This window comes from Paraburkholderia sp. BCC1884, assembly GCF_900996225.1.
In the GTDB taxonomy this organism is placed as follows: Bacteria; Pseudomonadota; Gammaproteobacteria; order Burkholderiales; family Burkholderiaceae; genus Paraburkholderia.
Map to the genome: position 1 here is coordinate 12,402 of NZ_CAAJGL010000156.1, position 22,087 is coordinate 34,488.

The following is a 22,087-nucleotide window of genomic DNA, read 5'->3' on the forward strand; positions in this document are numbered from 1 at the left end:
AAGGCAAGCGCCGGCCGCCAGAGCGAGCCGGCGCTCCGGGATTTACTTCTGATAGATGCGCTTGCGGGTCGCCTCGAGGCGCGTGAGCACGGCGTCGAGTTGCGACGGATCGCTATAGAACTGCTGCATCGCTTTCATGCCTTCGTCGGCCATTTCTTTCTGCATGTCGCGATCGTAGAACTGCGCGATGCCGCCCTTGGTGTTCGCGAGGGTCTGGAAGCCCACCTTCGAAATTGCGTCTTCAGGTTCGGCTGCCTGACTGTTCGACGGCAGTTGGCCCCAGCCATGCGCGAGATCCGCGTTGATTTGCGGCGTTTCCATGAAGGCCAGCAGCTTGCGGGCATCGGCTTTGTTCTTTGCTTTCGCGGGAATCAGCAGCACGTTGACCGGACCGTCTTCGGCCATCGGCACGTTGGCGTCGATCACCGGGAAGCGGAAGAAGCCGGTTTGCGGTTTGAGTGTCGCCGGAATGCTCGCCGAGAAGAATGTGCCCATCAGCATCATCGAGGCCTTGCCGTTCACGAGAAACGGCGCGATCGAATCGAGGTCGTACGACAGTGCGTTGTCGATGAAATAGTGATCGTCGATCAGCGTTTTCCATGCAGCGTAGACCTTCTTCACGCGCGGATCGGTGTACGGAATTTCGCCCGCCATCAATTGCTGATGGAACGCGTTGCCGTTGATACGCAGATCGAGATAGTCGAACCACGCGGCCAGCGTCCAGCTATCGCGCGCGGCCACGGCGATCGGCGCCACGCCGCTGGCCTTCAACTTCTTGCAGGCGTCGAGAAATTCATCCCACGTTTTCGGCTCGCTCTTAATGCCGGCCTTCTCGAACAGGTCCTTGCGATAGAAGAACCCATAAGCGTCGTAGCCGAGCGGCGCCGCGTACTGTTTGCCCTTATAGGTGGACGCCTCCTTGACCGACGCGTACTGTTGCGTCCAGCCATTTTTCGTCCAGTCCGACGAGAGGTCTTCGAGCAGACCGCGTTGTGCGTAATACGCCATGCGTTCGCCGTCGTGCCATGACACGACGTCGGGCGGATCGGTGGCCAGCCAGCCGCTCATCTGCACCTTGTACGCTTCTTCGGTGATGTAGGTCACTTTGAGGTCGATGTCGGGGTTGGCTTTCTTGAACTTGTCGAACGCGTCCTGCCAGGTCGAACGCTGGTTGCCACGCGCTGAAACGTTGACGTTCAGCGTGGCGGCGTCGGCCATGGCACTACCGAGTACGCCCGCAACCAGAGCGGCTGCAAGCGACGCGTAGGCAAAACGGCGAAGGCGAAGCGCAATCATCTTGTGTCTCCTTGATACCTTGTTGGCTGACAGCGAGCGGCTGGCAGCGGTGTAACCCGCTCTGTGGCGGAATTCGGTCTGGTGAATCAGTCAATACCTGTGCAGCTCAGTTCCTCGTAGCAGGCTCAGGCGGCGACGCGCTCGGGCTCGAAGGTACTGCGCCGCAATGCCATTCCATCCGCGTCGAACAGATGACACGCAGCAGGCGGAACATGAATGCGAAGGCGCTCGCCCGCGCCGATCGGCGTATCGCCCGCGGCCTTCGCGACGAGCGAGCCTGCCGCATGATCCGCGTGAATATAGCTGTGCTCGCCGAGCCGCTCCGACAATACCGTCGTGGTTTGAATGGATTGCTCGTCGCCGTCGAGACGCAGATGTTCGGGCCGCACGCCGAGCGTAACCGGCTGCCCCCGTTGCAGTCGCTGGCCGTCGACGTGCGCGATCAATTTTTCGTCGCTGGTCGGTAACGTGACCGTCACGTGGTGCGGCTCGATCGAATCGACTACGGCGTCGATGAAATTCATGCGCGGCGAACCGATGAAGCCCGCCACGAAACGCGACTTGGGATGGTGATACAACTCCAGCGGCGCGCCGCTCTGCGCAATGCTGCCGAAACGCTCCGCGTCAGCACCGGCATGCAACAGCACGATGCGATCGGCGAGCGTCATCGCTTCGACCTGATCGTGCGTCACATAGACCACGCTCGCATTGGCAAAGCGCTGATGCAGACGCGCGATCTCCACGCGAGTCTGCCCGCGCAGCGCAGCGTCGAGATTCGACAGCGGCTCGTCGAACAGAAACACACCGGGCTCGCGCACGATCGCGCGGCCGATCGCCACGCGCTGACGCTGTCCACCCGACAGCGCCTTCGGATAACGGTCGAGATAGTCGTCCAGTTGCAGAATGCGCGCGGCTTCCCGCACCTTCCGTTCGATCACGTCCTTGGGTTGCTTCGCGAGCTTCAGACCGAACGCCATGTTGTCGAACACGGTCATGTGCGGAAACAGCGCGTAGCTCTGAAACACCATCGCCACACCGCGTCCGGCAGCGGGCACGTCGTTCATGAGACGCCCGCCGATCTGCAACTCGCCTTCGCTCAAATCTTCGAGCCCGGCGATCATGCGCAGCAAGGTCGACTTGCCACAACCGGAAGGGCCGAGAAACACGCAGAACTCGTGCTGCCCGATGTCGAGATTCACGCGCCGGATCACCGGCGGATGGTCGCCATACGACTTCTGCACGTTCGTCAAACGAATTGCCGCCATGCTGCCTCCGTCGATTTAACCGCTTAAATTTTTGAAAAAAATTACCGGCCGGCTCTTGTGCGGCAGGCATTTAATCGCTTAAATTCGAGGTCGAGGGAAAAAGTCATGGCAGGTGTCTCCGGTATGTTTTCCAGCAAGTTATCAACCTCGCCGACGGCTTGCAACATTTGAATCGCATTCCCTAAATATGGGATAAGAAGAACATGGTCACCCTGTCCGAAGTGGCGAAGCGTGCGCACGTTACCGCCGCCACCGTCTCCAACGTGCTGCGCAATCGCGAGAAAGTGCGGCCCGAAACTGCCGACCGCGTGCTCAAGGCGATCGCGGAACTCGGCTATCGGCCGAACCTGAACGCGCGTGCGTTGGCCGAGGGTCGCTCGTCGACACTTGCCCTGATGCTGTCGAATATCTCGAACCCGTTCTACCCCGAGTTCGTGCTGGCCGCCGAACGCGCCGCGCGCAAAGCGGGCTACTTCCTGATGGTCTGCAACACCGACGACGACGCCGAGATCGGCCGCGCCTATCTGAACCAGATCGCGGGCACGCTCGCGGACGGCGTTCTCGTGATGAACACGGACATCGCGATCAACGACCTGTGTGCCTCCGCGACTCACAGCGCGCCGATTCTGCTCGCGATGTGGGAACACCCGGAGACGCCACCTGCCCTGCCCTGCATCGCCGTGGATTTCGCGCGGGCCGGCGAGCTGGCCGCGCATCATCTGCTCGAACTCGGCCATCGCGAGATCGGCCTGCTGATCGGCGACGGTTGCGGCGGCTTGCAGGATGCGCGCTCCAACGGTTTTCGCGCGGCGATGCGCGCAGCGGGTATCGAAGCCGACGCCGCCGCGGTCTTGCAGATTCGCGATTCGATCGACGCCGGTTACGCCGCCTGCATGCAATTGATGGCGAATCGCCCGCACCTCACGGCGATCTTCGCCACCAACGATCTGCTGGCGATCGGCGCCGCCCAGGCGTTGATCACCTTGGGCCGCGCGGTGCCCTCCGATGTCTCGGTGATCGGCATCACCGACATTCAACTGGCGCACCAGGTGCACCCTGCGCTGACCACCGTCGCGATCCAGACGACGTCGATTGCGGAGTTGTCGGTGGAGAGTCTGATCCGGTTGATTCAGGCACCTGGCCAGCAAGCGTCGATGGTGCTCGCGCCACCGCCTCAGCTGGTAGTGCGGGCCTCGACAGGACCGCGACGCAGCCATTGAACCTGGCCCTGTCGCAACACGTGGATGACCTACGAGCGAGGGAAAATTTTCACCTCCATTCAGGTCATCGCGCACGGCACGAAATCCAGTATCCTGACCGTTCCACTGTCCCCCGACGGCTCAGGCTCTGTTCACATGAATCTATCTTTCGAAGTCCTGCAAGCGCTCGATGCAATCGACCGCACCGGCACGTTCGCGAGTGCGGCTGAAACGCTGCACAAGGTGCCCTCGTCGTTGTCGTATCTGGTCCAGAAGCTCGAGCTCGACCTCGACGTCAAACTGTTCGACCGCACGGGCCGACGCGCCACGCTTACGCACGCGGGCCGCGTGGTCGTCGAAGAAGGACGCCGTCTGCTGCAGGCAGCGGAAGATCTCGAATGCAAGGCAAAGCGGGTGCAAAGCGGCTGGGAGTCCGAGCTGCACGTCGCGATCGACGAAATCATTCCTTTCGAGCTGCTTTGGCACCACGTCGAGGCGTTTTACGATCTGAAGCTGGACACGCGGCTGTGTGTATCGAAAGAAGTGCTCGGTGGGTCGTGGGACGCGTTGTTGACGCGCCGCGCCGATCTGATCGTCGGCGCAGCGGGCGAACCGCCGCCCATTCCGAATCTGGTCGCGCGGCCGATCGGCTCGCTGCGTCACGTGTTCGTGGTGGCGCCGGACCATCCGCTCGCCAGCGCACGCGAGCCGCTGATGATGGACGAGGTCGCGCGCCATCGCGTGGTCGCGATCGGCGACACGTCACGCAAGCTCGCGCCGCGTACCATCGCGATCGCCCCCAATCAGGAAGTGCTCACGGTGCCCACGCTCGAGGCCAAACTCTCCGCACAGATCAGAGGGCTCGCGGCGGGCACGATCCCCGAGTGTCTCGCCCTCGAACCCATCAAGCGTGGCGAACTGGTCAGAAAGGAAGTGATCGGTATGCGTGACGTCACGCATTTCTATCTGGCGTGGCGCGACGACGAAGGTGGCAAGGCGCTGAACTGGTGGGTCGAACAACTGGACCAGCCGGACCTCATCGACAAGGTCGTGCAGCAGCGCATGGTGCACGGCTGAAGCTCAGCCTGGGCAGCGCTCGCCGATCTCTTCCGAAGGCGGCTCGCCGAATGGGCCGGCGACCTCGCCTGGCCACGCCGGTTTCGGCTTTCGCGCCGCTTCGCCGACGTGGCGGCCAGAGCTGGCATGACCTGCCCGTTGCGCCGGCGCGGCGGCCGACGCGCCGACCACTCGCAGCAGGCGCGTAGCGTCTTCGAAGTCGTCCCAGTCCAGCCCCTCGGTGAGCCGTTCGCACGCCGACTGCAACAGCAGCACGGCTTCGCCGCTACGGCCCCGCTCGTGCCAGAGGCGCGCAAGACTGGTCGCGGCGCGCAATTGCAACGAGCGGCAACCCTGCGCCAACGCCTCGTCGACGGCCGCGCTGAGACAGGCCTCGGCGTCCGTCGCCACATTGCCTGGCGGCGGCTTGCCCGCATAGCCCATCAAGAGCAATTCGCCGTGAACACGGCGCAGTTCGACGAGATACCAGTGGTCGCCGGTTTCATCGCATTGAGCAAGCGCCGCCACTACCGTCGCGAGCCCCTCTTCGCGTCGACCGGCGCGGCCGAGCATAAGACTGTACTGCGCGATCAGCATGGCGCGCGACGCACCGTATTCGAGCGCGTCGAGGTCGTCGAGTGCGGCGCGAAACGCTGCCAGGCGAGCGGGACCGGTTTCATCCAGCGAGTGCAGATATTCGTCGAAACAGCGACCGCACGCTTGCGAAACGCCGAGGCCCGCGCGCGCCGACACATCCTGCAGCAACGCAATCGCCTGCGCGGCGCGCGCCCGCTTGCCGGCGAATAGCGCCAGCGGGATTTCGGCTTCGACCAGCACATAACACGTGACGATGGCCTGTTCCTGACGGCAGGCTTCGGCCACGCACTGCGCCGCTATCTCGAGCGCCTGATCGCGCGCGCCTTGCAACCAGCGCAACCGCGCCAGCGTCGCGCGGCCGACCAGTCCCTGATCGATCGAGCGCCCGAGCGGCAGGCGATGTCGCAAGCCGTCGCTACGCTGCAGAAACTGACCGATCGACGCCTGCGCCTGCCGCTGATTGCCGACATAGTGCGAAGCGATGCCGAGCAGGCGGTCGGCGAGCACGGCATTGCTCGCGTCGCCCGTTTCCGCCGCGAGGGAGGCGAAGCGCTGTGCGAATGCAAGCGCGTTGCGCGCCGCACCGGACAACTGGCTCGCATTCCACATGCCCCACAGCGCGCGCGCTTCGAAGGTCGACTCGCCCAGCGCGATCGCGAGCGCCAGCACTTCGGCCCAGGTACCCAGCGTTTCCCGGGTCGGCCCGTTGACATACACGAGCGCCGAACCCAGCGCCGCCAGCAGTTGCATGCGCACGCGCAGATAGCGGCCCGAACTCGATCCTTGATGGTTGGCCGCGACGATGTCGAGCGCGCGCCGCGCCCACGCGCAGCATTCGTCGACCAGCGAAAGTTCATAGAGCAGCGCGACGACTTTCACCGCCAGCGTCTCGCCGAGCACAGGGTCGCCTTTCGGCGACAGCGCCCAGGACAGCGCCGCGCGCAAATCATCGAGCAGATCGCGCATGCGCTGATGCCAGCGGTCGGTGTCCGTCTGTGCGGTCCACGTGCCGCTGGCCGTGTCGCGCTCGACCAGACTCGCGAAATAGCGCGCGTGATTGAGCATGACGAGGCGCCGTTCGGCATTGTCCTCGAGTTTCTGGATGGCGTACGCGCGCGTGGTTTCGAGCAGACGATAACTGGCCTTGCTCGATTCCATGCGCGCCACGACTAATGACTTCTCGACCAGTCCCGAGATCGCGGCGATCACCTCGGCTTCGCCCAATGCGTCGCCACCCGCGATTGCAATGGCCGCCTCCATCGTGAAGCTGCTGACGAACACACCGAGCCGGCGCAGCGTCATGCGCTCGGTGTCGTCGAGCAACGCGTGACTCCAGTCGAGTGTCGCCTTCAAGGTCTGATGGCGCGGCAAAGCCGTGCGGTTGCCGCCCGTCAGCATATTGAAGCGATCGTCGAGATGGTCCGCGAGCGTCTCGATGCCGAGGATCGCCGCACGCGCCGCCGCCAGTTCGATGGCTAGCGGAATCCCATCGAGCCGGCGACACACCATGCCGGTCAGGTGAATGCTGTGTTCATCGGATGAAAAGCGTGCGTCCATGGCTCGCGCACGCGCCAGAAACAGCTGGACGGCGCTGCGTTGCAGAACGTCTTCGCTTTGATCGTCGTGGCCGGGCACCTCGAGCGACGCGACCCAATACAGGCTCTCGTCCACCACGCGCAGCGGCTCGCGGCTGGTCGCGAGAATGCGCAGCGCGGGGTTGACGTTCAGCAAGGTCTCCGCCAATTCGGCGACGGGGCCAAGCACCTGCTCGCAGTTGTCGAGTACGAACAGCATGCGTTGCTCGCCAAGCTCGCGCCGTATGCGCGCAAGCGTGAACTGGCCACTGGCCGCGCTCATGCCGATGCTGCTGGCAAACGCCGCCAGCACGCTGGCGGCGTCCTCGGCGGAGGCGAGCGACACGAGATAGACGCCGTCGGGAAAGTGTGCAAGCAGACTCCGCGCGACTTCGGTCGCCAGCCGGGTCTTGCCGATTCCGCCTGAGCCGATCAGGGTGACCAGCCGCGCCGATGCGAGGGTGAGCGCGAGATCGCGCATCGCCCGGTCGCGTCCGATCAGAGGTTGAAAATTGGCGGGCAGATTGTTGGGGATGGAGTGGCCGGGCATGCGCTCGACCATGCCACTGGGCATGCTTTCGCGTGGCATGCTTTCGCGCGGCATGCTTTCGCGCGGCTTATTGTCGAGAGACTTGCTCTCGCGCGGCTGAGTCTCACGCGGCGGACTTTCGCGAAGCGGACTCTCGCGAAGCGGACTCTCGCGAAGCGGACTCTCGCGTAGCGAGTCGGCATCAATGCCGGACGTCTCGCGCAAAACAAACCGGTAGCCCCGGCCCGACACCGTCTGTATCAGTTCGCGGTGCGTGCCCAGCATCTTGCGCAGGGCCGACATGTGCACCTGTAGATTGTTCTCTTCGACAATCGTGTCGGGCCACACCTGGTTGAGCAGTTCGTCTTTCGACACCAGGCCGCCTTTCGCGGCGATCAGCACGGTGAGTATGTCGAAGGCACGGCCGCCAAGCCGCACGAGTTGTCCATCGAGAAACAATTCTCGACTGGCGAGATCAACCTGAAGTGGGCCGATGCGAGTCATTGCCAGAGTATCCAGGGCGCAGCGGGTGGAAAAACCACTGAGTACCGACCGCTCAGCGTTGAGTCCCCGAAGTCTAGACCAATGGCGATTGGGCATGCGCGGAAAAAACTGAACCGATTGTTCAAATTTTTTGTACTAAGCCCCTTTGCCCCAAGGCCGTTCCAGGCGGCTGCGTCGCCGCACCGAGCCTCCCGCGCGAGGCTTTGTCGAGCGAGGCTTTCTTTAGCGAGCCTCTCTTTAGCGCACGTCGCCGTGCCATGCGACAGCAGCCATCACTTCGATCACGGAGGCGAGAATCATCGCGCCGGCGTTCGCCGGCACCGCGCTGCGCACTCTCGGTTTGTAGATCGCATCGTCGCGGCGGATCGGCGCGCCGCTCACCGCGCAGCGTCCCTTCACACGCGCACGGCAACTGATCCACACCTGATCGACATAACGGCAACGAGTGGCGTCCTGCCACAGCACGGCAATCGACGATTCGGACAGGCGCTCGATCACTTCGATCTGCACGTGAAGCGACGGCATCTGCATGGCAGCGCGATTGACCGGCCGCTTCAGATACGCCTCACCCTCGGCTTCGCTGCGATAACCGGCCAGCAGCCGGTTGATTACGTGGTCCCAGACCGGGGCGCGGCCGGCATCGAGTGCATCGCGCGTATCGAGCAAAGGTGCCGCGTTGTCGCGCGGCGAGCAGTAACTCTCGTGATGCATCCGCGCTTCCTGCCGAACCGCATCCGGACGTTGCTTCAAGGGCGTTTCGATCTGCATCGTGCTTCTCCTGAAGGACTTGCGCCTTGCCGCGAAGGCCGCCGCGCGGCCCCGCTATTCGTCGTGCGTCGACAAGCCGTGCGCGTGATGGTCATGGCCCCGGTACCGCCGAGTAGTTGACCGGCACCCATTCATACTGATTGCCGTTCTTTCTGATGTGCCCGAGGCCCGGGAAAGCAATATGCGCCGCCCCGATCAGATAACCCTTCTGCGCCGCGAGATTGAAGGCCATGCGGCGCGAGCGTTGCGCATCCGTGGCACTGGTGTCGTATTCGACCGAAGCCTTCGGATTGCGCAACTGGATCGCCGCCACATGCACGATATCGCCCCACACCAGCAGGTCTTTGCCGTCGCTCTCCACGAGATAGCCGGTGTGGCCCGGCGTATGGCCGGGCAACGCGACCGCGCGGATACCGGACTCGAGTTCGGGTTCGCCGGTGAAAGGCACGAAGCGTCCAGCCGCTTTATAAGGCGCCACGGTGGCGATGGCCGCGTCGAAGAACGTGCTCAGAAAAGCCGGGGCCGTGGTCTTGTTCGCCGGATTCAGCCAATAGTCGGCTTCGGTCTGGCTGACGCGCACTACTGCATTCGGAAATGCCATCGCGCCGTTCGTTACGATGCCGCCGACATGATCCTTGTGCAGATGCGTGAGCAGCACCTCGTCGATCTGCTCCGGCTGATAGCCCGAAGCACGGAGATTGGCGAGCAGCTTGCCGCAGCAGTCGCCATACAACACGCCCGCGCCGGTATCGATCAGGATCAGCTTCGAGCCCGTGTTGATCAGAAAGGCATTGATGGAGCCTTGCACCGGCGTCTGCAGAAAGTCACGCGTCAGATCGCGGGCGATCTCGGCCTTCGGGATGTCCTGCACCACCGTGTCGATCGGAAACGGATGCGTGCCGTCGGACAGCGCAGTCACTTCGAAACTGCCCAGCATGATCCGGTAAAAGCCCGGCGCCTGCGTTTTGACCTGCGGCGCGGCGGCCCACGCCGCCCCGCTCCAGACGCTCGCCACAACGCTCAATACGAGCATGCACCGCGTCAGCGCCTGCATGACCCATTTGCGTTGAATCCCTTTCATCATCTGATTGCCTCGATCTTGCCGTGTTGATGGAAAAAGCATAGCGGCCGATCGCTCGGCACACCCGCTAATTTTTCTTAAACGTCCTGAGTGGATAGCGTGGCCAGTTCGCTCAGATACGCGTGAATCTGCGCGACCACCGCCGCGCCGTCGCCGACCGCTGCGGCCACACGCTTGGCGGATTCCGAGCGCACGTCGCCGACCGCGAACATGCCCGGCACGCTGGTTTCCAGCGGAAAGCGCGCCCGTGCATTGGCGTGGCCATGTTCGCTGCGCGCAAAGCCGGTCACCACGAAGCCGCGGTTGTCGAGTTCCACGCCGCTCGATCCGAGCCAATCCGTCTTCGGGTCCGCGCCGATGAAGAGGAACAGATGGCGCGAAGCCAGCACTTCATCGCGGCCTTCGTCCTCGTGGCGCACATGCAGATGCGTGAGGCCGGCCTCGTCGCCTTCGAGCGAACGCAGCGTGCAGGCATTGCAGAGCGTGACGTTGGGCAGCGAGGCGATCCGGTCGATCAGGTACTTCGACATGCTCGCGCTCAGGTCCTTGCCGCGAATCAGCACACGAATGCTGCGCGCGAAGTTGGCGAGGAACACGACCGCCTGGCCCGCGGAATTGCCGCCGCCCATCAGCACGACGTCCTGGTCCTTGACGAGCTTCGCTTCGATTGTCGACGCCCAATAGTACGTACCGCGTCCTTCGAAACTCTCGAAGCCGGCCACCGTCGGCTGGCGATACGCTGCGCCGCTGGCGACCACCACCGTGCGCGCGTTGATCGACTGGCCGTCGAACAGCGTCAGCACGAAACGGTCTTCGTCACGCGTCACACAGGTGACCTTGCCGGGAATCGCCAGATGCGCGCCGAACTTTTGCGCCTGCTGAAACGCGCGCGCGGCCAGCGCCTGGCCCGAAATGCCGGTCGGAAAGCCCAGATAATTTTCGATGCGCGAACTGGCGCCGGCCTGCCCGCCTGGCGCGCGCTGATCGAACACCGCCACGGACAGGCCTTCGGTCGCCGCATACACGGCGGCCGCGAGTCCCGCCGGTCCCGCGCCGACGATCGCCACATCGTAGACATGCGAGCGCTCGAAAGTCGGCACGAGTCCGAGGCAGGACGCGAGTTGCGCCTCGTCCGGCGCGCGCAGCACATGACCGTTCGGGCAGAACACGAGCGGAAAATCGCCGGGCCCGGTGGTGATGCCGCCCAGCAGCGTGACGGCCTCGGGATCGGTTCGCGCGTCGATCACCATGGCCGGATAGGCATTGCGGCGCAGGAAACCTTGCAAGGCGACGAGGCGCGCATCGTCGCCGTTGCCGACGATGATTGGCCCGAGCCGCTGTTCGATCAACCCGAGCCGCCGCAGAATCAGTGCACGCATGATGTGCTCGCCCAGTTGCGCATCGGCGACGATCAACGCGCGCAAGCGGTCCGGCTCGATCACGAGCGTTTCTACATCGGTCAGCGCGACGCCGTCGATCAGCGCGGGCTTGCCGGAGAGTTGCGCCATCTCCGCCATGAAGTGACCGTCTTCGTGTTCGGTGACGAGCGTCGAGCGGCCGAAGCTGTCGCGCGAAAAGATCCGCACCCGTCCTTGCAGCAACACGAACAGGCCGAGCGCGACCTCGCCGGTCTGGAAGATCATCTCGCCGGCCTTGAACGACATCGGCATGGCGAAGCGTCGCAGGCTCTGGATTTCCGCAGCCGACAGGCGCGGGAACATCTGATGCTGGCGGTATTCCAGCGAAGAAAACGGCAGCTCGAGTTCGGACGGAGCAACCGCGCCGAACGATTCTTCTGGCGTACGCATATCAAAGACCTCTCTAATCCATCGGACGGGTGGCAGGCGCGCAGCCGCCTGCTACCAGCCGAATTTCAGTTCCGCGCCGACATAGTCGGCGTTGCGCGCACCCAGCGCGCGCAGCGAGGGCCCGACCTGAAAATGCACGGCTTCGAGCGCCGCGGCGAGATTCGCCGTCACTGCATAATCGGCACGAAGCTGCGTATAGAAGCCGGTCCAGCGACTGCCGTGGCCAGCCGTCCCCGGCACGACGGCCGAGCCTTGCTGGTACACCGCATCGGCGGTGGTTTCGCGCCATTGAAGACCGACGCCCGCGAGCAGCGAGAGCTTGCTGTTCGGTTTGACGATCAGCGTGGGCTTCACGTGAATCAGGTTGGCGTAGCCGGTGTAGCCCGCCAGCGCGAAGTAGTAGCCATTCGGAAAAAGCGGGTTGAAGGTACCGATCCGGCCATCGCCGGGATGGCTGTCGCCCGAGGCGGCGTCCACCTGAATGCCCAGACGCGGCGTCCACGGCACCGAGGCCAGCGTGTAGCCGGCGAGCGAACCCACCGCCCATGCGCCGATCGTCTTGCTGCCGACATGCCCCGACTGATACATCCCTTCCATGTCCCAGTCGATGTGATTGACCGAGCCCGCGTAGCGCGTATCGAACACGTCGCGATGCTCGTCGCCGGCCGCGTCGAGGAAATGCGCGTTGTTGCGGTTGTAGCGCGAGTAATACGCCGACAGGTCGCCCGGCCCGATGTTCTTGTGCTCCACCCGCACGCCGCTGAAGGTCAGGTCGCGATTGGAGACGTCGTCGAAATCCGAGTTGTCGCGGTATTGCACGGGCTGTGATGCGTAGGCGATCCAGCGCCATGGGCCGGTTTCATAGTCGGCCCAGATCGCGTCGAAGGCCTGCCGCACGTTCGGGCCGTCGCGCACGGACACGAAGCGCTGCAAGTCGAACGCCATCTCCTGACGGCCGACGCGGAATTTCACGGTGCCCGGTCCCAGCGGTTCGGTGATCGCGACAAACGCCTGACGCAGGTCGAGCGGGTTCTTGTCGACCGGCGAGACGTTGTCCTTGCCGTAAGGCTGCGCGCTCTCGAACTGCGTGAAGATCTGCACGTGCGGGCCGAGGTGCACATCGGCATGCACTTCCAGCCGCTGCAGCAGGTAGGTGTCGTCATGGCCCGAACCGAGACCGAAGAGCGGCGCGTCGTTGATCTCCAGCCGCTCGCGCAGAATCATGCCGAGCGAAATGTAGGCATCGGGGTTGCCGAACAGCGGGATATATTTCAGCGAATCGAGCGGCTTTTTCGGCACGCACGGATTGGCGAGCACCGACCAGTTTTCCTGCCAGCGATTGAACATGATGGCCGGACGCGCACAGGACGTGTCCGCCACGGCGGGCACGGTCGGGCCGGACGTCACGATCGCCGGGGCGGTGGTCGTGCCGGTCGTGCTGATCGTGCTGGTGTCGTCGGCGCTGCCGAGTGCGGTGTCCGCCGCCGAGGCGGGCAGCGCAGCCGCCAGCCCCGTGCTGAGCAGCAAGGCACGCGCGGCGCGCAGCGCCGAGCCTTGCCCTGGCCGCCCACGCGACTTCAGTGCGCGCAAGGCGTTCAACCGCCTGGGAAGTACGGGCGGCTTCGCGGCGGCGGCGTTACTCGCCATCGTGCACTTCGGCGATATAACCGCCCGGGAATTCGAGCACCGCCGTCTTGCCGGACTCGCTGCTATACGGCGCGTACAACACCTTCGCGCCAGCCGCTTGCGCACGCTCGAGCGTCTGCGCCAGGTCGTCGACGCCGTAGCCCGTGGTCTCACGTCCGAACGGGAACGGCAGCTTGCCGTCCGTCACGAACACGACCATGCGGCCGAAGCCCGAATTGATGCGGATCTCGCGGATCGTCTCGCCCGGACGGCCGATCACCCCGGCATCCGCACGCGGATTGTCCGACACCACCTTACCGTGCGAGAAGTGCACCCAGCGGCGCACGAAGTTGTTCGCTTCGTAGCGCGACACATACACGCGGTTGTCCGGCACGCTGTGCAGCGGCGCGTAGTCCGGCGCCTTGGTGTGCCAGTACAGCTGCATCGTCAGACCGCCCGGCCACTGGATCACCGCGTCCTTGCCGATCGGATCGTCGAAGCTGTCGACCAGCACGTCGGCGCCGGCCGCACGCGCCGCCTTGATGGCCTGATCGATATTCGTGACCAGATAGCCGGTGCGTTCATTGCCGAACGGAGATGGAATCGGCGTCTCGAAGCCGAACACCGACAGCATGCCGACCGGCGTCTGCACGTATTGCGAGGCCGTCTTGCTCGGCGTCGGCGTGACGGTGAACACCGCTCGCGGCGACGCCTTGCCGCCGAAGGTGGCGATGAAGCTGTTGACGAAGGCGTCGAGGTCGGCGTCGGCCACATACACGTGAGTGGTGTCGTACTGCGGGCCGACCGAGACATCGGGCTGCCGCGCGGACATTGCCGCTTTGCCGGTCGGAACTTCGGGCGGCCCGGCATCGGCATACGCCGACACGGCCGGCGCGAGGCCGACCAGGAGCGCCGCGCACAGGACGGCGAGCGGACGAAGGCGCTGAAGCGAAGAGAACATGTGATTACCCACTAGTGTTAGCAAGAGTTGAAATCTGGTACGCGCCATGAAAGCACCGCGCGGACAGCAAACGGTCAGCCGCCCTCTTTGGTGGCGCCGGGCGTGGCCGGCTTGGGCGCGGCGGCGCCCTTGAGCGGGTCCGCAACCTGCACCGTCGATGTCTGCGCGAACAGCTGCGCCTTGACGACCGGGATGGCGTGCTCGCCGAGCACCATGCCGAGCAGACCGGCCAGCGCGATCAGCGGCGGCGCCGGCGACTGCACCTTGAGCAGCCAGTAGAGCAGTCCGACGCCGAAGCCGACGCCCAATGAAATGATGTAGCCCATTCTGATTTCCTTTTGATACCCGTCATACGCGGCAAGCCGCGTCAAGTCGGCCAGTCCGAACCCAGCACCAACCCGCAGAAATTCAGGCGGCGGTAGTTCGGATCCCAGCGGTCCAGCACATCGGCATTGATGGTGCCGAACGTCGTTTCCGGCCGATTCGCCATACCCAGCGCGTAGGCCTCGATGATCTGTTTCTTGAAGGTGGATTCACGCGGAAACGCCTGCACCACGTCGTCGCGCTGTTGCGCGGTGAAGTCGTGATAGCCCGCGCCGCGCACGTCCATCTGAATCCCCGCGCTCATCAGCGCCACCAGCGGCGTCATGTGTTCCGGCACACCCGGTGTGGTGTGCAGCGCAATCGCCGCCCAGACTTCCTTGATGGCACTGGCGGATGCGCCTTGCTGAAGCATGAAGTCGCGCGCCTCGTTCGCACCGTCCACTTCGAAGCGGTGCGGCGAACGCGCATACCGTGCATCCAGCCCGGCGTTGTGAAACAGCGCGCCGACATAAAGCAGTTCCGCGTCGAACTCGCACTGTTCGCGATGACCCGTCAGCGCACCGAACAGAAACGCCCGCAGCGCGTGATGGAACATCAATTCGGACTGCGTTGCGCGGATCCGCCCGGTCGCGGCCCGTGCCATCGGTCCGTCGGGAAACTCGATGCCGGCAATGCTTTGTTTCATGTCACCGCCTCCCTCTCGGACTGGCGCTACGGGGTATCTATGGCCCGGCCATCCGGCCGGACCTCGCGATCGTGCGAACCTTCAGGAGCGCGCGAATTCCAGCATGTCCTGATTGAGCCGATCCTTGTGCGTGAAGTAGACGGCATGCGGCGCCCCTTCATAAACCAGAAACCTCGCGCCCTCGATCAAGGCGGCAGCCGCTTTGCCGGTTGCGTCGAAATTCACCACGGCGTCGCCGTTGCCGTGCACCACCAATGTGGGCACGTCGAATTTAGCGAGGTCCGGTCTGAAATCGGTTTCGGCGAAAGCCTTGACGCAGTCGTACGTGCCTTTGAAGCCACCTTGAAGTCCCATGCCGAGCGTCCAGTCGAGCATCTGCTGGCTCACGTTCGAACCGGGCAGTTTGCTACCGGTGAAGACCGGGCCGAATTCATCGAGGAACTTCGCGCGGTCGTTCAGCAGGCCTGCGCGGATACCGTCGAAGATCGCCGGGTCCATGCCTTCGGGATGATCTTCGCGGCGCATCATCAGCGGCGTGACGGCGCTGATCAGCATGGCCTTGGCGATGCGCGCCGTGCCGAATCGGCCGATATAACGCGCTACTTCGCCGCCGCCCATCGAGAAGCCGCCGAGAATCACGTCCTTGAGATCGAGCGCTTCGATCAGTTCGTGCACGTCGCCGGCGAAGGTGTCGTAGTCGTAGCCCGTCCAAGGCTGGGACGAACGGCCGAAACCGCGGCGGTCGTGTGCAATCACACGAAAACCGTGCTCGGCGAGGAACATCATCTGGTAATCCCACATGTCGGCGCTCAGCGGCCAGCCGGAATTCAGAACGATCGGTTGACCCGTGCCCCAGTCCTTGTAGTACAGCTCAGTCCCGTCGGAAGTGATGAAAGTGCTCACGTGAAACTCCTGATAGATCGCGCGGGTCGAGGCAGCAAGAGCATTGCCGACTGTCCCACACAGCGTAGCGAGTTAACCCAATAAAGGCCTTGGGGGATTCTTAAAAAGACTTAATCGACGGACGCACTTTCATTCCCGATCACAGCGCGAGGTCATGAAGACGCCGTACGCCATCGCGGATCCACTGGAACAGGCCGCCCGCGTTCCCGTCCGTTTCGGCTGGCGTGGCGAGCAGCAGTTTTTCGTCTTCGTGATGCTCCGAGAGCAGCCGGCACATCTCGTGCGCGACCTCGGGGTGTCGCGTGAGGATCGGCGTCAACGCGGCCTTGTCGAGCCGCAACACGACCACGCGAGTCAGCGCGCTGACCGTCACCGTGCTTCTGACGCCGGCGAGAATGCCGGACTGGCCGATCGAATCGCCCGGCGCGAGCCGCCGCAGTTCGACCGCGCTGCCGTCTTTCGGCACGGAGACCTTCGCTACGCCGCGCGCCAGAATGTGCAACTCATGGCCGCTGACGTCGGCGCCGTCGTAGATCGTTTCGTCGGCATCGAACTCGTGACGCGTGAGCTGCGGCGCGAGTTCGCCGATCTCGTGGTCGTCGAGCGCCTGGAAAATCAGCACGTTGCGCAGCAGGCGTTGCTGCTCGTCGCTACCGGCCAAGGTGGGATCGGCCACGGACAAGGGATGCAGCACGACTCCGCGCGACAGCAAATGCCGGTGCGCGAGATCGAACAGTTCGTTGCGCACCTCGACCTTCTTGCTGAGGGAATCGACATAGCAGACGATCTCGTACTCGATCGCGTCGTTGGTCGCACGGCGCACGCTGACGAGCGGCTTCGGATCGGTCAGCACGTTTTCCGAACTGGCCGCGGCATTGACGAGCGCCTGCAACACGGTGGCGGGACGCACCGACGGTTTGATCGGCAGCATCACGCTGATACCGTGAGTGTGCGAAGGTTGATTGGCGTTGACGATATTGGTGCGCGCCGCCACGCTATTGGGGATCACGACGATATTGCCCTGCCCGTTGAGCAGGCTCGTCGCGCGCCAGTTGCTTTCCACCACCTTGCCTTCCACTTCGCCGATGGTGATCCAGTCGCCGATGCGAAACGGTTCGGTGGCATTGAGCACCACGCCGGAAAACACGTCGTTCAAGGTGCTCTGGATCGCGAGTCCGAGTACGACGGCGAGCGCGCCGGAGGTCGCAAGCAAACCGCGCACCGGCAACTCCAGCACGAAAGCGATGGCACCCACCGCGGCCGCCAGAAACACCAGCGCGCCGAACACGTCCTGAAAGAGCCGCTCCTTGTGCCACGTTTCCGGCAGCACCGCGCGATCGAGCAGAATCGTCACGAGCCGCGCGCCTTGCAACCACCACACCACTTCCAGCACCTGCGCAAGCAGGTGCCGCAGCGGCTCGTCCGGCCAGGGCGCCGCGCGCAGCGGATTCATGCCCTTGCTGAACAGCACGAGGCTCGACAGACCGAACATCAGCGCCCGCAACGCGAGGCGCATCGGCTCGGTCTTGCGATCCATGAACCGCCATGCAAGGAAATCGAGGACCAGGATGCCTAGCCCGTACAACACGCCATCGTTCAGGGTCGGCATGAAGGTCCTCGTTCGCCTGGAAGCAGGAAGCCGCCAGATTCAGAGCGCGATAGCTGCAACACTCAGAACGCGAAGCAGCTGCATCCCAGGGCGCCCCAGAAGCCGTTCGAATCGCTGACCGGCACGTTCTTGCGCCATGCCCAGCCGTGCGCATGCGCATGCACGCCACACAGATTCACGCAGCCGTCCACGCAGGCCACTGCGGTCGGTTTGTAGCGGCTATAGCCGCCGAATTCCGCCACCGGCGACCACGACGGGCTGACCGGCAGATCGGCCGGCGCGAGCGGCTTGAAGTCGCCGTCCGCATAGACCACCTTGCCGCCCACCACGGTCATGACCGATTCGAGGTACTTGATGTGGCTTTCGTCGACCGTGAAGTAGTCGTCGCTCAGCACCGCGAAGTCCGCGAACTGACCCGGCACCAGCGCGCCCTTGCGTTCTTCCTCGTTCGAGAACCATGCGCTGCCCACCGTATAGCGGCGCAAGGCTTCCATACGATCGAGCTTGTTCTCGCTCGAATACATCGACGTGCCGCCCACCGTCTTGCCCGACACCATCCAGTACAGCGACACGAACGGGTTGAAAGAGGCGACGCGCGTTGCGTCGGTGCCGGCGCCGACCGGCAGGCCTGCGTCGAGCATGTGACGGATCGGCGGCGTGCGCTTGACGGCTTCTTCACCGTATTGCTGGATGAAGTACTCGCCCTGATACGCCATGCGGTGCTGGATCGCGATCCCGCCGCCGAGCGCGCGCACGCGGTCGATATTCTTCTGCGTGATGGTTTCGCAATGGTCGAAGAACCAGCGCAGTCCGTTGAACGGAATCTCGGCGTTCACGCGTTCGAACACATTCAGAAAGCGTTCGATCGATTCGTTGTACGTGGCATGCAGACGGAACGGCCAGCGATTGGCCACCAGCAGTTTGACGACCGCTTCGAGTTCGTCTTCGAGCGTGTCCGGCAGGTCGGGGCGCGGCTCCAGAAAGTCTTCGAAGTCGGCGGCCGAGAACACCAGCATTTCGCCCGCGCCGTTCACGCGCAGGAAATCGTCGCCTTCGCCGGGCCGGGTCATCTTCACCCACTTCGCGAAGTCTTCGATCTCCTTTTTGGCGTTCTGCGTGAACAGGTTGTACGCGATGCGCACGGTCAATTCACTGTTCTTCGCCATCTCCATGATGACGGCGTAGTCGTCGGGATAGGCCTGGTAGCCGCCACCCGCGTCGATCGCGCTCGTCACGCCGAGACGATTCAGCTCGCGCATGAAATGACGCGTGGAATTGCGCTGATCTTCCAGCCCGAGCTTCGGACCCTTCGAGAGCGTCGAGTACAGGAGACCGGCGTTCGGCCGGGCAATCAGCATGCCGGTCGGATTGCCGCGCTTGTCGCGCTGGATCTCGCCGCCCGGAGGATTGGGGGTGTCTTTGGTGTAGCCGACGGCGCGCAAGGCTGCGCCGTTCAGCAAGGCGCTGTCGTACAGATGCAGGATGAACACCGGCGTGTCCGGCGCGATCGCATTGATTTCATCGAGCGTCGGGGCGCGACGTTCGGCAAACTGGAATTCGTTCCAGCCGCCCACCACGCGCACCCATTGCGGCGCCGGGGTGCGGGCCACCTGCTTGCGCAGCATCTCGAGCGCGTCCGCCAGCGACGGCACGCCGTCCCAGCGCAACTCCATATTGAAGTTCAGGCCGCCGCGAATGATGTGCAGATGCGAGTCGTTCAGACCCGGAATGACCGTGCGGCCTTTGAGGTCGATCTGCCGGGTGGCCTCGTTCACGTGACGCATCACGGCATCGCGCGAACCCGCGGCGACGATGCGCCCGTTCGCCACGGCGACCGAGTCGGCGAAAGAACGCTTGTCGTCCTGCGTGGCAATCTTGCCGTTGAAAAAGACAACTTCGGCCGGCGTCGGCGCGGAAGTGTTGGAAGTCATGGCGATCCTCATTAGGAGCGCTCCGGTTGGCACGCGCGGAGCTAGTCACGGACAGCGGCCGCTCGTCGCGTGCCGCATCCATGAGGTATTCAGAAGCAGAGTGAAGCCCACATGCGGAATTCGAGACTCGATGTCTCGCCCTCGAATTCCGCGCGATGTGTTGAATGCGCTGCTTACTTCACCTTCGCCGGCACCGGTGCCAGGATTTCGTGCTGCTGAGCGGTACGCTGGGGCGCCTTGTGCACCATCGTGTACGCATAGTCGACGCCCATGCCGTATGCGCCCGAGTGTTCCTTGGCGATCTTCATCACGGCGTCATACGTCTCCTTGTGCGCCCAGTCGCGTTGCCATTCGAGCAGCACCTGTTGCCACGTGACCGGCACCACGCCGGCCTGAATCATGCGTTGCATCGCGTAGTCATGGGCTTCTTTCGAGGTGCCGCCGGAGGCGTCGGCGACCATGTAGATCTCGTAGTCGCCTTCGTCCATCGCGCACAGCGAGAAGGTGTTGTTGCAGACTTCGGTCCACAGACCCGCCACGACCACCTTCTTGCGACCGGCGGCAGCCAGCGAATCACGGACCTTCTGGTCGTCCCACGAATTCATCGACGTGCGTTCCAGCACCTTGTGATCCGGGAACACGTCCAGCAATTCGGGGTACGAATAGCCCGAGAAGCTCTCCGATTCCACCGACGTGATCGTGGTCGGAATGTTGAACACCTTCGCCGCCTTGGCGAGGCCGACGACGTTGTTCTTCAGCGCCTGGCGATCCATCGACTGGACACCGAAAGCCATTTGCGGTTGCTGGTCGATAAAGATGATCTGCGAGTTGGCAGGCGTCAGGACTTCGAGTTTCGGATTTGACATGGCGAGGTACGTCCTAATGAGTAAGTTGACCGGGGAAAACAAGCCGTGCTTGTTCGAAGCCCGGCGTGAAGAACTGAGACCCAGTCTAGCCATGCCGCCTGCCAGAGTCCTTGTCGAACTCCTTAAACCTTCTTAAAAAAATTGTGATCCCAGCCAGCAATGGAATAACGGCGCAGACGAGCGTGAAAATCACCAGCCTTCAGAAGAATTAAGCAATCTGAAGTTCTATACAGGCGTGCTCACCGTACGATTGAAGTCAGCGACATCGTGGCGGGCTTCGTCGCGCCCCGGCGTCCAATACCATCAAAAGACTGGAGAAAAAACTTGGCTAATCCATCGGGAATCACCTCGGCAAATCGCCGGCAACTACTGGTCGCGGGAGCCGGTGCAGCCGGCGCGGCGGTCGCCGCAATGGCCGCCCCGAGCGTGGCAATGGCGGCAGCGGCAGCGAGCGGTAGCGCCCATGCGGGCAATTCATCTCACTCACACGGAGAACAGCACACGATGAACACGGTTACGGTAAAAGACGGCACGCGGATCTATTTCAAGGACTGGGGCACCGGCACGCCGGTCGTCTTCTCGCACGGCTGGCCGCTCGATGCCGACGCGTGGGACGCGCAGATGCTGTTTCTGGTGCAGAAGGGCTACCGCGTCGTTGCGCACGACCGCCGCGGCCATGGCCGTTCGGACCAGCCGTCGTTCGGCAACGACATGGATACGTACGCGGACGATCTCGCCGCGGTCATCAACCACCTCGACCTGAAAGGCGCGATGCTGGTCGGCCATTCCACGGGCGGCGGCGAAATCGTGCACTACATCGCCCGTCATGGCTCCGCGCGGGTGGCGAAGGCCGTGCTGATCAGCGCCGTGCCGCCGCAAATGATCAAGACCGAAAACAACCCGAATGGCTTGCCGATGTCCGTGTTCGACGGCATCCGCGCGAGCACGGCGGCCAATCGCTCGCAGTTCTTCAAGGACCTGGCGGTGCCGTTCTACGGCTTCAACCGTCCCAATGCGAAAATCTCGCAAGGCACCATCGACGAGTTCTGGCGCGAAGGCATGCTCGGTTCGATCCTTGGCCAGTACGAATGTATCAAGCAGTTCTCCGAAGTGGACTACACGCCCGACCTGAAGAAGGTCGACGTGCCCACGCTCGTTCTGCACGGTGACGACGACCAGATCGTGCCGATCGACGACGCCGGCCGCCTGTCGGCGAAGCTGGTGAAGAACGCCACGCTGAAGGTCTACCCGGGCGCGCCGCACGGCATGTGCACGACCGAGGCGGACAAGGTCAACGCCGATCTACTCGCGTTCCTGCAGAGCTGATGCGCGGCAGGGCGGCGCGTGCCCATGAAACTACCGCCGCCCTGTCATTTATCTGTCTCACCTTTTTCCGGCTTTGTTGCCCGGCACAATTTCCCGGCCTTATTTTTTTGCGCTTTAATGCCGTTATCATGGTCCGGCCCACGTCGCCACGGCAGTTCGACGGGCTCGTTTTAAAATCC

Annotated in this window: 17 protein-coding genes; 3 read left to right on the forward strand and 14 right to left on the reverse strand. The window is 63.5% G+C overall.

Going from position 1 to position 22,087, the window contains the following annotated elements:
* Positions 1 to 42: 42 nt before the first annotated feature.
* Positions 43 to 1,296 carry an ABC transporter substrate-binding protein gene (locus FQ705_RS32630; RefSeq protein WP_144148981.1) on the reverse strand — a complete coding sequence of 418 codons (1,254 nt, stop codon included), beginning with the start codon at positions 1,294 to 1,296 and terminating at the stop codon, positions 43 to 45.
* A gap of 125 nt (positions 1,297 to 1,421) precedes the next feature.
* Positions 1,422 to 2,561 (reverse strand): ABC transporter ATP-binding protein, encoded by a 1,140-nt coding sequence (locus tag FQ705_RS32635; RefSeq protein WP_144148983.1) that lies wholly within the window; start codon positions 2,559 to 2,561, stop codon positions 1,422 to 1,424.
* A gap of 203 nt (positions 2,562 to 2,764) precedes the next feature.
* Here FQ705_RS32635 and FQ705_RS32640 point away from each other — a divergent pair, with 203 nt between their 5' ends.
* On the forward strand, positions 2,765 to 3,781 hold the full coding sequence (locus tag FQ705_RS32640; protein ID WP_144148985.1) for a LacI family DNA-binding transcriptional regulator: 1,017 nt from the start codon (positions 2,765 to 2,767) through the stop codon (positions 3,779 to 3,781).
* Between the two features lie 135 nt (positions 3,782 to 3,916).
* A complete protein-coding gene (locus FQ705_RS32645; RefSeq protein ID WP_144148987.1) occupies positions 3,917 to 4,837 on the forward strand; it encodes a LysR family transcriptional regulator in 921 nt (306 codons plus the stop codon).
* Between the two features lie 3 nt (positions 4,838 to 4,840).
* Here the strand turns inward: FQ705_RS32645 and FQ705_RS32650 are convergent, their stop codons facing one another.
* The 12 genes from FQ705_RS32650 to FQ705_RS32705 form a co-directional block, all read right to left on the reverse strand.
* On the reverse strand, positions 4,841 to 8,020 hold the full coding sequence (locus FQ705_RS32650; protein WP_144148989.1) for a winged helix-turn-helix domain-containing protein: 3,180 nt from the start codon (positions 8,018 to 8,020) through the stop codon (positions 4,841 to 4,843).
* Between the two features lie 237 nt (positions 8,021 to 8,257).
* Positions 8,258 to 8,788 carry a DUF3331 domain-containing protein gene (locus tag FQ705_RS32655; RefSeq protein WP_144148991.1) on the reverse strand — a complete coding sequence of 177 codons (531 nt, stop codon included), beginning with the start codon at positions 8,786 to 8,788 and terminating at the stop codon, positions 8,258 to 8,260.
* A gap of 91 nt (positions 8,789 to 8,879) precedes the next feature.
* Complete coding sequence (locus tag FQ705_RS32660; protein ID WP_409934759.1) at positions 8,880 to 9,869, reverse strand: MBL fold metallo-hydrolase; 990 nt, start codon at positions 9,867 to 9,869, stop codon at positions 8,880 to 8,882.
* A 77-nt stretch (positions 9,870 to 9,946) separates the two neighbouring features.
* Positions 9,947 to 11,677 (reverse strand): FAD-dependent oxidoreductase, encoded by a 1,731-nt coding sequence (locus tag FQ705_RS32665; protein ID WP_144148995.1) that lies wholly within the window; start codon positions 11,675 to 11,677, stop codon positions 9,947 to 9,949.
* A 51-nt stretch (positions 11,678 to 11,728) separates the two neighbouring features.
* The gene (locus tag FQ705_RS32670; protein WP_260854698.1) at positions 11,729 to 13,324 is read right to left on the reverse strand and encodes an alginate export family protein; all 1,596 of its coding nucleotides are present in this window, start codon (positions 13,322 to 13,324) and stop codon (positions 11,729 to 11,731) included.
* Positions 13,314 to 14,264, reverse strand: coding sequence for a VOC family protein (locus FQ705_RS32675; RefSeq protein ID WP_144148997.1), 951 nt, complete (start codon positions 14,262 to 14,264; stop codon positions 13,314 to 13,316). Before FQ705_RS32675 ends, FQ705_RS32670 begins: the two co-directional genes overlap by 11 nt.
* Positions 14,265 to 14,338: 74 nt before the next feature.
* Entirely contained in the window at positions 14,339 to 14,590 is a 252-nt protein-coding gene (locus FQ705_RS32680; RefSeq protein WP_144148999.1) for a DUF1427 family protein, read from the reverse strand.
* Positions 14,591 to 14,631: 41 nt separating this feature from the next.
* Positions 14,632 to 15,273 carry an HD domain-containing protein gene (locus FQ705_RS32685; RefSeq protein WP_144149001.1) on the reverse strand — a complete coding sequence of 214 codons (642 nt, stop codon included), beginning with the start codon at positions 15,271 to 15,273 and terminating at the stop codon, positions 14,632 to 14,634.
* An 81-nt stretch (positions 15,274 to 15,354) separates the two neighbouring features.
* On the reverse strand, positions 15,355 to 16,176 hold the full coding sequence (locus FQ705_RS32690; RefSeq protein ID WP_144149003.1) for an alpha/beta fold hydrolase: 822 nt from the start codon (positions 16,174 to 16,176) through the stop codon (positions 15,355 to 15,357).
* A 139-nt stretch (positions 16,177 to 16,315) separates the two neighbouring features.
* Positions 16,316 to 17,785 (reverse strand): mechanosensitive ion channel family protein, encoded by a 1,470-nt coding sequence (locus FQ705_RS32695; RefSeq protein ID WP_144149005.1) that lies wholly within the window; start codon positions 17,783 to 17,785, stop codon positions 16,316 to 16,318.
* 62 nt (positions 17,786 to 17,847) lie between these two features.
* A complete protein-coding gene (locus FQ705_RS32700) occupies positions 17,848 to 19,716 on the reverse strand; it encodes an amidohydrolase (protein WP_144149007.1) in 1,869 nt (622 codons plus the stop codon).
* Between the two features lie 173 nt (positions 19,717 to 19,889).
* Positions 19,890 to 20,582, reverse strand: a complete 693-nt coding sequence (locus tag FQ705_RS32705) for a hydrolase (protein ID WP_144149009.1) — start codon at positions 20,580 to 20,582, stop codon at positions 19,890 to 19,892.
* 504 nt (positions 20,583 to 21,086) lie between these two features.
* Here FQ705_RS32705 and FQ705_RS32710 point away from each other — a divergent pair.
* The gene (locus FQ705_RS32710) at positions 21,087 to 21,908 is read left to right on the forward strand and encodes an alpha/beta fold hydrolase (protein WP_144149433.1); all 822 of its coding nucleotides are present in this window, start codon (positions 21,087 to 21,089) and stop codon (positions 21,906 to 21,908) included.
* The last annotated feature ends 179 nt before the right edge of the window (positions 21,909 to 22,087 follow it).